11 protein-coding genes are annotated in these 13,091 nt (G+C 41.9%); 5 read left to right on the forward strand and 6 right to left on the reverse strand.

Annotated features, from left to right (window positions below):
• The 5 genes from dnaX to ACHEVO_RS00515 all read right to left on the reverse strand — a co-directional run.
• The coding region (gene dnaX / locus ACHEVO_RS00495) for a DNA polymerase III subunit gamma/tau (protein WP_394123498.1) at nt 1-1,396 on the reverse strand (1,396 nt) is incomplete at its 3' end.
• An 86-nt stretch (nt 1,397-1,482) separates the two neighbouring features.
• Nucleotides 1,483-2,745 carry a hypothetical protein gene (locus ACHEVO_RS00500; protein WP_394123499.1) on the reverse strand — a complete coding sequence of 421 codons (1,263 nt, stop codon included), beginning with the start codon at nt 2,743-2,745 and terminating at the stop codon, nt 1,483-1,485.
• 115 nt (nt 2,746-2,860) lie between these two features.
• On the reverse strand, nt 2,861-4,399 hold the full coding sequence (lysS, locus tag ACHEVO_RS00505; RefSeq protein ID WP_296209946.1) for a lysine--tRNA ligase: 1,539 nt from the start codon (nt 4,397-4,399) through the stop codon (nt 2,861-2,863).
• Between the two features lie 130 nt (nt 4,400-4,529).
• Complete coding sequence (gene prfA, locus ACHEVO_RS00510; protein ID WP_057760300.1) at nt 4,530-5,621, reverse strand: peptide chain release factor 1; 1,092 nt, start codon at nt 5,619-5,621, stop codon at nt 4,530-4,532.
• A 234-nt stretch (nt 5,622-5,855) separates the two neighbouring features.
• Entirely contained in the window at nt 5,856-7,001 is a 1,146-nt protein-coding gene (locus ACHEVO_RS00515) for a beta-ketoacyl-ACP synthase III (protein ID WP_394123500.1), read from the reverse strand.
• 296 nt (nt 7,002-7,297) lie between these two features.
• On the opposite strand from ACHEVO_RS00515, the gene pnuC reads away from it, so the two are divergent.
• The 4 genes from pnuC (at nt 7,298) to creD (ending at nt 10,969) form a co-directional block, all read left to right on the forward strand.
• Nucleotides 7,298-8,008, forward strand: a complete 711-nt coding sequence (pnuC, locus tag ACHEVO_RS00520) for a nicotinamide riboside transporter PnuC (protein ID WP_394123501.1) — start codon at nt 7,298-7,300, stop codon at nt 8,006-8,008.
• Entirely contained in the window at nt 7,959-8,573 is a 615-nt protein-coding gene (locus ACHEVO_RS00525; RefSeq protein ID WP_394123502.1) for an AAA family ATPase, read from the forward strand. The genes pnuC and ACHEVO_RS00525 overlap by 50 nt, the downstream gene beginning before the upstream one ends.
• A gap of 91 nt (nt 8,574-8,664) precedes the next feature.
• Complete coding sequence (locus ACHEVO_RS00530; protein ID WP_394123503.1) at nt 8,665-9,189, forward strand: TIGR00645 family protein; 525 nt, start codon at nt 8,665-8,667, stop codon at nt 9,187-9,189.
• 169 nt (nt 9,190-9,358) lie between these two features.
• The gene (gene creD / locus ACHEVO_RS00535) at nt 9,359-10,969 is read left to right on the forward strand and encodes a cell envelope integrity protein CreD (RefSeq protein WP_394123504.1); all 1,611 of its coding nucleotides are present in this window, start codon (nt 9,359-9,361) and stop codon (nt 10,967-10,969) included.
• 157 nt (nt 10,970-11,126) lie between these two features.
• On the opposite strand, the gene ACHEVO_RS00540 is transcribed toward creD, so the two are convergent.
• Nucleotides 11,127-11,810: a DUF421 domain-containing protein gene (locus ACHEVO_RS00540; protein ID WP_394123505.1), complete on the reverse strand. Its 684-nt coding sequence runs from the start codon at nt 11,808-11,810 to the stop codon at nt 11,127-11,129.
• 321 nt (nt 11,811-12,131) lie between these two features.
• On the opposite strand from ACHEVO_RS00540, the gene ACHEVO_RS00545 reads away from it, so the two are divergent.
• On the forward strand, nt 12,132-13,049 hold the full coding sequence (locus tag ACHEVO_RS00545; protein WP_394123506.1) for a DMT family transporter: 918 nt from the start codon (nt 12,132-12,134) through the stop codon (nt 13,047-13,049).
• Nucleotides 13,050-13,091 lie beyond the last annotated feature (42 nt).

Genomic DNA, 13,091 nt, shown 5'->3' on the forward strand with positions numbered 1-13,091 from the left:
CAGGCTCAACAACTGGTTCAGGCTCAACAACTGGTTCAGGCTCAACAACTGGTTCAGGCTCAACAACTGGTTCAGGCATAGCACTAGTCATTGACTGTGCTAAATTGTCATTATAATCAATACCGCTTTGCAGCTCATCGTGACTTGGTGTCTGATAATCAACATTATAAAGCTCTGGCGGCGGTGCTGACGCTTCATGTGCAACAGCATCTGGAGCTGATGTAGAAGATACTGGTTCTATAGCTGGTACTTTGGTAGCAGACCCATCACTATCATAAGTATTGCTCAAGACTTCATCGACTGGTAATGGACGAAACGCCAGCAATCGTAAGATGCACATCTCAAGCGCTTGCATCGGTGTACTTGCGAGCTTGACACCTTCACGGGCTTGTACAACAATCTCATAATACAGCTGCAAGACATCAGGGCTAATATGCTGAGCTAGCGTATAAATGTCTTTTGCTTGCGCCTCATTAACATTGAGAGCCACCTCAGGTAACAGCTGAGTCAATGCCAACTGATGTAACAGCTCAGCGAGCCCATCAAACATACTAGTCGCATCGACCATTTGCGCACGCATTTGTTCAATATGAGCAGCAACCGCCGACTTATCATGATTATAAATATCTGTGATTAGACGCACTAAGTCAGCGGCATCAATGAGGCCAAGCATTGCGTTGACAGTCGCATCATCCAGTGCGCCTTGACCAAAAGCAATGGCTTGATCGGTCAATGATAGCGCATCACGTACAGAACCCTTGGCTGCACTTGCCAACTGCCAAATGGCTGGCTGAGTATAGCCTACCTGCTCTTTGGTCAAGATATTTGCCAAGTGCTCGCTAAGTAACGTTTGAGGTAATGGTCGCAGTACAAACTGCAAGCAGCGCGAAATAATCGTAATTGGTAGCTTTTGTGGATCAGTCGTCGCTAATAAAAACTTCACATGTTCAGGTGGCTCTTCTAGCGTTTTAAGTAGCGCGTTAAAGCTGTGCGTAGACAGCATATGTACTTCATCAATCAGATAGACCTTATAACGCCCTTGGCTTGGCGCATAAGGCACATTGTCTAACAGCTCACGCGTGTCTTCGACCTTGGTACGAGAAGCGGCGTCAATCTCAATAAGATCAATAAAACGCCCCTGATCAATAGCAACGCAGTTATCACACACGCCGCAAGGGGTACTGGTAATACCTGTATCACAGTTCAAGCATTTAGATAAAATACGCGCAATCGTCGTCTTACCCACACCGCGTGTGCCTGTAAACAGGTAGGCATGATGCAGACGATTGTAATCAATCGCATTAATCAACGCTTGAGATACATGCGTCTGCCCAATCAACTCATGAAAGTTTTTTGGTCGGTATTTGCGAGCTAAAACTTGATATTGCTGCGTCATAAGAAATGCCAATGTAAATAATACAAATATAGAGGGAGCGTCAAACTAATGAATCATACTATGTTTAGGTTATAACTGAGTTTAGGTTATAACTGAGCTTGAAGTTGGGCCAGTCGGTCATATAAGCGTTGAGTGCTTTCATCAATCAATGAGCCTGCTTGATGAAAAATATCCAGATAAACCTCAGTGTTTACACTGTCTTCGCACGGCCTAAACTCTACGCCTAGTAAAAATAAATCGTCCATTACTGGCTCTTGTAACTGGACGTTGATGTCTGACAATAAATCTTTATAAGAGAGCCTAACATTCTCTGCGCTTAGCGAACTGCTATTGTCTTGCGCATAAAACACCATGAGATAATGGCGTCCAAATACATGGTAAGAATGCTCATGACGGACATAACCATTCCAGCGCGAGTCTTGATCCATGGTTCTATAAGCTAAGATTTTTTCTACTAGACATGCATAGGTATACATTGACTCATCTACCAAAATATCAACCTGATCATTTGGTAAAGGTGTACCTGCTTCATAATAACGCTCAAGCACACTGTTGAATAGCTTGAACCACATCCCAGTATTTTTTTGCATCTCAGCCATTAAGGCATCGGCAAACATAGTCTGATTCGGCTCTACTGCTTTAAGTAAGCGTAATTCAACTTGCTCAATTAACTCGTTGTCAATTAGCTGTTCTTGTACCCTAATCGCTCGTTGATGAAAGTCAGGTGATTGTAGAAACTGTTTAAGCAATGTCGATTCGTTTTGAAATGATGCAAAGCTAGATAGTTGACGACGATGGAAATCTAAAAAGGTTGTTAAATCACTTGGAGTAACCAACTGATTGAGGATATCAACGAAGTTTTGATGACTAAAGACTTGTAGGATACTTTGCTCATCATCTAAGTCTAAAACACAGTCTTCTGCAAAAAACCGACTGCCATATTCGTAGCCAACTGCATAAGATGCATGGCCCGATTGATCGTCTTGATGATTGATAGATAATGACGTTAAACCGATAAAATAAACCGCTTTATCAGTTGTCGCGGCACTTCTATCTACAATTAGGCTATCGTTTTTTTGATAAATCTGAGCGTGGCGTTTGATAAGTTGGTTAACAACTTCTTTTCTCCACTCACGAACTTTAGCATTATCCACTTCTTGCTTATTTGCCTGCATCACAACCGTATTGACGAGCAAATAAATAGTAGCGCCAGAAAACTCAAAAACAAAATCATAACCCTGAAAATGATCAGAGTCAGTGATTTTGTCATCAGGCAACTCATACAATGATAAAAAACATTGCTGAATCATTTTTTGCCATGGCGCATGTGATGCTTGCTGAATATCCATAATACCTCTATAAACGATATTTCACAAAAAAGCTGATACCCATTCTGTGAAAATGAGCAAAAGCTTTTTATGCTGAGTTAAGTATCAGTTTGGATTTATAGCAAGCAAATCCACCTTAGCTGTCTTGTTTGCGGCGCATATGCGGGAATAAGATCACATCACGGATACTAGCAGAATCGGTAAATAGCATTACTAGACGGTCAATACCAATACCCTCACCGGCTGTCGGTGGCAAACCATAAGACAATGCTTCGATATACTCTTCATCAAAATGCATAGCTTCATCATCGCCCGCATCTTTTTCAGCAACCTGACCACGGAAACGCTCGGCTTGGTCTGCTGGGTCATTAAGCTCGCTAAAACCATTGGCCAACTCACGACCACCAACGAACAGCTCAAAGCGATCGGTAATCTCAGGATTGTCATCACTACGGCGCGCTAGTGGTGAAGTCTCAGCAGGATACTCAGTAATGAACGTTGGCTGACGTAATTGATGCTCAGCCGTTTCTTCAAAAATAATTGTCTGTAGTTTACCCACACCAAACACATCTTTGACTTGCTGCTTAAGTGTCGTAGATGCATATTCTGCTAGGTATTCACGATCATTGATACGCGCCATGTCAAAGTTTTCAGCATATTTTGCAATCGCATCAGACATTGATAGACGAGCAAATGGTGCTTTTAGGCTAATGGCTTCTTCTTGATAGGTCAGCTCTGTTGTGCCCAACACATCTATTGCTAACTGATTAAACAGACGCTCAGTCAAATCCATCAAGTCATGATAATCAGCGTATGCTTGATAGAACTCAATCATGGTAAATTCTGGGTTATGACGGGTTGAAACCCCTTCATTACGGAAACTACGGTTAATCTCAAATACTCTCTCAAACCCACCAACAACCAGACGCTTAAGATAAAGCTCAGGCGCGATACGTAGGTATAAAGGCATGTCTAATGCATTATGATGTGTCTCAAACGGACGGGCTACTGCGCCGCCTGGTATCGGATGCATCATTGGCGTTTCAACTTCCATAAAACGCTCATTAAGCATAAATTGACGAATACCACTAACGATCTGACTACGAACCATAAAGGTATTGCGAGTCGTCTCATTGGTCATCAAATCAAGATGACGATTGCGATAGCGCGCTTCTACATCAGCCAAGCCATGGAACTTATTCGGCATTGGACGTAGTGATTTGGTCAATAGCGTAATTTCTTCAATATGCACATACAAATCGCCTTTACCTGAGCGACCGATATAGCCTGATACACCAACGATGTCACCCAAATCTAGTGATTTGATGCTCGCACGCGTCTCCTCATCAAGCTCTTTACGTGCTACATATAACTGAATACGGCCTGTCATATCTTGGATCACGATAAACGAACCACGGTTGAGCATGACTCGACCTGCCACGTTTACTTGTGTTTTTTCACCATTCGCTGCTTTTTCTTCAATTTCCTGCTTTGAGACACCATCAAAAGCCGTCTGTAAGTCTTGCGCATAATCAGTGCGTTTGAACGTATTAGGATACGGCTGTTTACCTGAAGCACTGATATCGTCTAGCTTGGCTTGCAGTTGTGCGATTAGCTCGTTAGCATCTTCTACGACTGGGGTTTGATCTTGGTTCTGATTATTGTGCTTTGACATAACACTCTCAATATTTTTAGGTAATTAAATGGATAAACGAAAACAGAAAAATTAAATCAATACTTATTATTATAAGAACAGACATGGTGATAAAAACGATAAAACTGTTAATACTTTTACAGACCAACTACTAGTCATTGCCACCGATACTGGCCATCAAATCAGCCTGATGCTCACGTAATAGTGCATCAAGAATCTCATCCAAGTCGCCTTCCATAATAGAGTCGAGCTTGTATAAGGTAAGGTTGATACGATGATCGGTCATACGGCCTTGTGGAAAATTATAGGTACGGATACGCTCTGAGCGATCGCCACTACCGACCAAGTCACGACGTATAGAGTCCGCCACATCGACCTGTGCTTGTACTTTGGCTTGTTGGATTTTAGAGACCAACATTTTCATAGCATGCGCACGGTTTTTGTGTTGGCTACGCTCTTGCTGACACTCTACCACGGTACCCGTTGGAATATGCGTCAAACGTACGGCAGAGTCAGTTGTGTTCACGTGCTGACCACCAGCACCGCTTGAGCGGAAAGTATCCATCTTGATATCAGCAGGATTGATATCAACGGTATCATCAATCTCAACTTCTGGCATGACTGCGACCGTACAAGCTGACGTGTGAACACGACCTTGGCTTTCGGTCTCAGGGACACGCTGTACACGGTGAGCACCCGATTCAAACTTTAGGCGACCATATACACTATTGCCAGATACGCGAGTGATGATTTCTTTATAACCGCCATGCTCACCTTCATTTGCAGAGAGCACTTCTAGTGTCCAGCCCTGGCTCTGCGCGTACTTTTGGTACATACGGAACAAATCACCAGAGAAAATCGCTGCTTCATCGCCGCCTGTCCCGGCACGAATCTCCAAAAACGCTGGTACTTTATCGTTAGGATCTTTAGGTAGCATCATCAGATTAAGCGCTTCTTCCATCTCTACGATGGTATCACGCGCACTCTCAATCTCATCGATCATCATCTCTTTCATGTCAGGATCTGTTGCATCGGCTAGCATCGCTTCTGCATCGGCCTGATCCGTTTCTGCACCCACGTAGTTTTGCCACAGCGTCGTGATCTCCATCAAGTCGCTGTGCTCAACAGACAATTCACGGAACTTATTATTATCACTGATGACACTAGGATCTGATAATAAAGCGGTGACCTCTTCATAACGGTCTACCATCTGGTCTAAACGCAGGCGTAAGGATTCTTTCATAAAAGGACTTTTAATTGGATAAGAGGAATAAGCACGTGATTATAGCAAATTTTTTGGGGTAAATTAAAACCTCTAATCATTCTTGTTGATATTGTCGGTAATCTTGACGTTACCTTCTCCAACATCTCTGTTTATATTTAGATGTCACAGCTTAATTTCAATAGCAAAAACGACAGACAAAAAAATAGCTAAGAATATTCTTAGCTATTTTTATCAGGACAAATAGTTAAAGCATTAAACCTTGCGAACTAAGACCGAACCAATAGAGTAACCGGCACCAAATGAGCAAATAACGCCCAAATCACCTGATACCAAATCATCTTTGTGGCGATGGAATACAATCATAGGACTCGCTGAGCTGGTATTGGCAAATTCAGCAATAACACTTGGGGCAATCGACTTATCGGCATCTTTACCGACCACGGTACGTAGAATCAAATCCAACATATTGGCATTGGCTTGATGCAACCACATCATCTTAACATCAGATGTTGGGATGTCGTTTTCTTGCAAGTGCTCAGTGATGATCTCTGACACTTTTGGACAGACTTCACGGAATACTTTACGACCGTTTTGCAAAAACAGCTTGTCAGTGACCGGTGCTTTGATATCTGGATACATTTCAGTCTGCGCTGCTAGATACTCTGAGCGATCCATAAAGCCATATTCGTTTTTGATGTTGGTCGAAAACTGAGTAAATAGCTTAGAGTTTAGAATCTCGTAACCTTTTGGCGTATCTAATTCTTCAACGATAGAAGCGGTCGCTACGTCACCGAAGATAAAGTGGCTGTCACGGTTACGCCAGTTTAGATGCGCTGAGGTAATCTCAACGTTGACCACAGCAATACGTTTGGCCAAACCAGAGATGATAGAACCATGTGCTTGTGACAGACCAAAAGTCGCCGCACTACATGCAACGTTCATATCATAAGCAAAGCCGCCAATCATACCAATTTCGTTTTGGATTTCGATAGCCACCGCAGGATAAGTACGCTGAAAGTTTGAGCAAGCAAGGATGATACCGTCTAAGTCATTGGCCTCAAGTCCAGCATCCGCCAAAGCGTCTCTAAGTGCTGCTGCACCCATTTCGGCCATTACCGACAGCTCTTCGCCCAAGTTGCGGTAAGGAATAACTGGTGCCATGATTTCAATATTTAAGATACCTTCTTTTTCCATCACATAACGTGATTTGATACCAGATACTTTTTCGATGAAAGCAGCTGAAGAAGGCTCAAGTGCCGTCACTGTCTCTGCAGCTATCTCTTCAGCATGTTCGGTATTATAGTTTTCAACATACTGGTTAAATGACTCAACTAGCTCTTCGTTACTAATGCTGTAAGGTGGGATATAAAGACCAGTGCCTGTGATACAAGTCGTCATGATAAGCTTCCTTGTCTACTACTGTGGTGCTTGGAATAAGCATAAAAGTGGAAAAATAATAGCCATTCAAATTCAGTGAATAACTGTAAACTTAAAATCAGTGTGTTTATTATGCCTGAATATTATAATTTTTCTAATACTTTGTTACAAATAATCTGTTTCTTGCCATAAATTAGCAAAGACTGCCGTCCTTTTTCGATAGCTACGTTATAATTGGCATCATTTTATTCTGTACTACTAATCGCACTATCTTAATTATTCAGAACATTGATACGCGCTCATACTTAGGAATGCTCATGGCAGAACTTCTCAACTGGTTATTTGGTCAATACGCTGACTACTCTACGATATTTATCATTCTTGAATTGATTGCTGTTGTCTTCGGCGTAGCAAGTGTCTTACTCGCCAGCAAAACCAATATCCTAGTCTTCCCTATTGGTCTGGTCAGCACTGCTATATTTGTGTACCTACTGTGGAAATGGCAGCTGTTTGGCGATATGTTCATCAATGCTTACTATACCGTGATGAGCTTGTATGGCTGGATTAACTGGTCAAAGAACAAGAAAAACCAGTCTGTTGAGCACAAGCAGTCAAATGCCAATAATGTCCGTATTGAACATTTACATGTAAGTGACATCCCGATACTTTCTGCTTTGGCAGCGGGAACGATAGCTTTTGTAGGATTGGTTTATTATTTCCGTCCAGTGATTAATAATGGCTTTAGTTTCGATGGTGCGGTACTTGGAATCCATCTATTTACTTGGGTCGACTATACTGACATGCTCACTACGGCTTTATTTCTGATGGCAATGTGGCTCATGGCAAGACGTAAAATCGAGCATTGGATACTCTGGATCATCGCTGATGCGATATCGGTACCGCTATACTTCTATAAAGGTTTTACTTTTACCGCGCTACAATATGTAGTCTTCACTCTTATTGCAATCTGGGCATACTATGAATGGCAACGACGCTACCGCGTACAACCTCGAGCAGCATACGCCTAAATCTGTCATTAAAGTCGCGGTCTTAGGAGCAGAAAGTACGGGTAAGACGACCTTATGTCGTGATTTGGCCGCGCATTTTGATAGTCCTTGGGTGTCAGAATATATGCGTACCTACTTACAGGCAAAGTGGGATGATGAGCAGCTGACTTGTACGTGGGAAGATCTGCTCCCTATCGCACAGGGGCAGGTTACACTAGAGAATACCTTAGCCAAACAAGTCGCTCAGTCGTCTAATGCCAGTCATTATTTGTTTTGCGATACCAGTTTGTTTGAGCTGATGGTTTATTCTTATTGGTATTATGGCGACTGCCCTACTGCCCTTGAGCAAGCAGCATTGGCCCATCATTATGATTTGATATTATTGACTGATATTGATACGCCATGGGTGGCTGATGACCTGCGAGACAGTCCACACCAACGCGATGAGATAAGTGCTTATTTCGCCAATCAATTGAGCAAGCATCAGAAATCATTTCAGCGTATTAGTGGCGATAGAAAAGCGCGCGTGCGGCAAGTAGTAGCGCAGCTCGCTGATATAGACAACATATCGCCACGTCAGGGCTAAAGTGGCTATATCTATAAATTTACTCATATTTGTGTCTTTAAGACTTTCTTGTCTTTAAAAATTTTTTGTATTTGAAACCTAAGAGATACCCATGCTAAAGAAGTTTGAGCTTTATTTAGAAAAAACTATATTTAATAGCCGCTGGATACTGGCACCCTTTTATCTAGGATTGGTGTTAGGCATTATTTTATTATTTATTAAGTTTGTCCAAAAGCTATGGCACATGTTCGCTGACATTCTGACGGCCTCTGAAGCCAGTGTGATTGTAGATATATTGGTATTGGTTGATATCTCTCTGGTTGCCAGCTTATTGCTTATCATTATATTCAGTGGCTATGAGATTTTTGTCTCAAAAATCGATACTGGCACTCATGATGATCGTCCTAGCTGGATGGGCAAAGTAGACTTCTCTGGTCTGAAGCTCAAAGTCATCGGAGCGATCGTTGCTATCTCGGCGATTGATCTTTTGAAATCCTTTATGGATATCTCTAGCGGAATGAGTGAACTTGATGCCGACAAACTCATGTGGAAGGTTATTATTCATATGACCTTTGTATTGTCTGGCTTGTTATTCGCTGTTATGGATAAAGTCGTTGGCGACACGAAAAAGCATTAAACACATTAATAATCGAAAAATAACTATCCGAAAATATCAACTTTCGCCCTTTCACAGTTTTTCCATATTTCCTGCACATCTTCTCTTCATGCCCTCTCTATGATGTCTTTTAAAGCCACAGTCTGCTATCTCGGCAGCTGTGGATTAAAGACACTTAGGAGGCGACAACATGCAAAAAACATTATTGACTAAGTTATCCATCATTGTAGGACTTTGTATCGTTTTTTCGATTGGTCTCAGTATGATTAGCGATATCATATACGAGAGACAATACTACGCAGAATCAGTGATAAAAGAAATCAGCGAGCAGCATGTCAATCCACAAGAAGTGATTAATCCATTTATCGCTATTCCCACGACAGTCACACCGGAATGTCAGTCAAATGCATCTGATACACCAAATATAAAGAGCAAATGCGAACCGTCATACTCGAAAATTGAGACGATTTTTGCCTCTCAGACGCAGGCTGCACAAAACCTAAAAGTAAACACAGACACTTATAAACGCGGTATCTATAGCGCTACTAGCTATGATGGTCAGCTGACATTCGATCAGAGTTATACGCTTGATGAGACTTTAAAAAATTTAGATCAGATTGGCACTACAATTGACGATGATGCAGATAAGACACAACTAGCCAAAACCATTACCCACTGGAACAAGGCAAAACTGATCATTCCCGTGTCTGATTTGCGCGGTGTCGCTACCCTGCCTACTGTCACAATCAATCAAAAAACGATTGCAGCAAACTATCCGCAGATACCAATGATAGAGAACTTAACCTATGTCGAAGTAGATATCCCTAAAGATGTATTGGATCAATTAAGCAATCCTACTAGCCAAAATAATAAAGACAGCCTTGTTGCCACAAGCTCAGCGGGTATAAATTTAGATAAATCAGAGGTAAGTAGCCAATTATCCAGCCCTAAAGACAATCAAGCGCTCAATATTGTGATCGACTTGCCATTAGCTGGCATTAGTAATTTAACGACTGTCCCAACTGGGCAGAGCTTTACTCTGTCTATGCACAGTGACTGGCAGACACCAAACTTCATCGGTAAAGCATTACCAAATACCAAGAGTATTACCGCTGTAGGATTCGATGCCAGTTGGCAAAATCAGTATCTAACCGTTGCCAATAACCAATACCTTTCTCAATGTCTCAGCGCGCCTAATCAACAATGTACTGTCATAAGTGAATCAACGATCAATACCGATAGTCATTCGTACAATCCTGATTCGTTTGAGGCATCAAGAGGTCTGACGACAGACAGTGTAGCAGTAGCTGGTAGTAATCAAAGTGCTCTGCTAAACAGCTTTGGCGTTAGTTTTGCAAGCCCCAATGATGTCTATCTACAAACTGAACGAGCCATGAAGTACGCCTTGTTATTAATTTTGGTATCGTTTGGTACTTTCTTTTTATTTGAAGTGCTCAAATCAAGTCGCATCCACCCTATTCAGTATTTGCTCGTCGGCTGCGCACTATTTGTCTTTTATGTCTTATTACTACCGCTTGCAGAACAAATCGCATTTTGGCAAGCCTATATGGTAGCGGCCAGTGCTTGTGTTGGGCTTATTGGCTGGTATAGCTACTATGTATTTGGCGGTTTAAAACGGGCAGTCATCTTTACCGCAACACTTGCTGGACTATATGCTGCATTTTTTGGGATTTTAAGTACAGAAGATCTCAATCTATTACTGGGTGCAATATTCTGCTTTGTGATCCTTGCCTGCGTGATGGTGATGACTCGCAAACTTGACTGGTATAAAGTTACCTAAATAAAGTCACGTAAATTATGCATGCCACTTAACCCATATACTTTATGAAACCAGTCAAACAAACTGTCAGTAAATGAAAGGTTTTTATATGACACTTTGAAAAAAGCACTTGGCTGCCTTAGCTTATCAACTGAGCTAAGGCAGCCAGGTAATAATATTATTTGACGATATGATTGTTTAACGCTTTAGCCCAGTTATTGCAATTATCCTCGCAGCGTGGGCAGCATTGGTTAGGGTCAGAGATTTCATTGACGTAACCGCAATACATACAAGCATAATAAACCCCTGCTTCTACTTGCTCGACCGGTCGGTATTGCTTAGGGAAAAGCGGCATCCCGTAGTCTGTTTTTTCAGATGTGTGCAATAAAATACTAAAATTGCCATCAGCTTCGAGCAAACCGACACGAACTTGTCCTAAATGCTCAACCCCTTGTTGGCGCATTTCAGCAAAAAACTCATCGTGTGACATCTCCCCTTGTTTAATCTTATCAAGCACTAGCATGCCATCTTCTACAATATACATTGAGCGACCCTCTAGCAGGTCCTCAAAAGGCTGGAACTTCATCATCGCCCAAGTACAGAGCCTATAGAGTGAAATGACCGTACCCATGATTAGTACTGCTTGGATAATGGGCAGGTCTTCGGTGAACATGGGGTCACCTGCAATAGAGCCCAATGACAAAATAATGGTTAGCTCGAAAATAGAGAGCTGACGGACGCCGCGCTTACCAGTGAATCGCAAAAATGTGATAATTAATACAAACATTACAGTGACACGTATTAAGATTTCTACGGCAAACAACCAAGTTGTGTCATAAATAAAAATACTTGCCCAATTCATACTATCTTTCCTATTTATTTATCTAATTATTGTGTTTCATGAGTGTTGTTCTAATAGTTCGTTTGATACGACGCACATCATCCCTATTTTTAGACCTTATCGTCAATACAACTATCGTTATTCTGATTTAAAAGAGACTTTTTGCCATAAGTACGACAAAATATCCTGTCTTGTGAGACGGCTATGGATTAGATTAATCAGTTATAAATCTATTATCTTTGCTAAGACATAAGCGTTCGTTATAACAGCGTATCTCAAGACCTAAAACTAAAATCCTATGTTTGCCTGTTTTGTGCCATTTATTCATTGTAGGAATTACTTTTGAAAGCCACTATTTATACTATTATTGCGTTAATCGCCTTTGCCGCAAACTCCCTGTTTTGCCGAATGGCATTGGCAGAAGGCTATATCGACGCTTGGAGCTTTACAGTTATCAGGCTAGTGAGTGCGACAGTTTGTCTAGGCATTATCATGGCTGTACATGCTTACAGACTGCGACGCCAAACGTCTAATCATGACAACTCTACTGTTCACGCCATATTAAATGATAAAGGCAGTTGGTTAAGTAGCGTCAGCTTAGTGATTTATGCGCTGTGCTTTTCAATTGCGTATGTAGAGCTAGATACTGGCACTGGGGCATTGATTTTGTTTTCAGCGGTTCAGCTGACGATGATTGGCTGGGGTATTTATAAAAAAGAACAGCTCAGCGCGCTACAGTGGTTAGCCTTTGCCGTTGCAGTGGCAGGGTTTGTATATCTGATGCTGCCATCAGCTGCCATACCATCACCATTGGCGGCAGCGTTAATGGCTATGAGCGGCATAGCTTGGGGAATATACAGTATACGCGGGAAATCATGTGTCTCACCGCTTCGAGCGACAGGGTTTAACTTTGTGCGTAGCTTAGTCGCTGTGCCTATACTATTACTGGTAGGTATGACGTATCTAGATGACTTGGGTTTGAAAAATATCAATTTGGAAGGTATTACCACTGAAGGTGTACTACTCGCCTGTGCATCAGGAGCGATCGCCTCAGGGTTGGGCTATAGTATCTGGTATACAGCAATGCCACTATTGAAAAACACACAAGCCGCTATCGTTCAGCTATGTGTCCCTGTGATTGCTGCGTTGCTAGGTGTGATATTTTTGTCTGAACAGCTGACTATGCCATTTATAGTTGCAAGCACAGTCATTTTGGGCGCGGTCTTGGTGTTTACCTTAAATAAAAAAGTACCAGCATGAGATAAGGCTATTAATGATTTATCATTAGCTAAGCTGCTCAGA

The organism is Psychrobacter nivimaris, from assembly GCF_043419765.1.
Taxonomy (GTDB): domain Bacteria; phylum Pseudomonadota; class Gammaproteobacteria; order Pseudomonadales; family Moraxellaceae; genus Psychrobacter.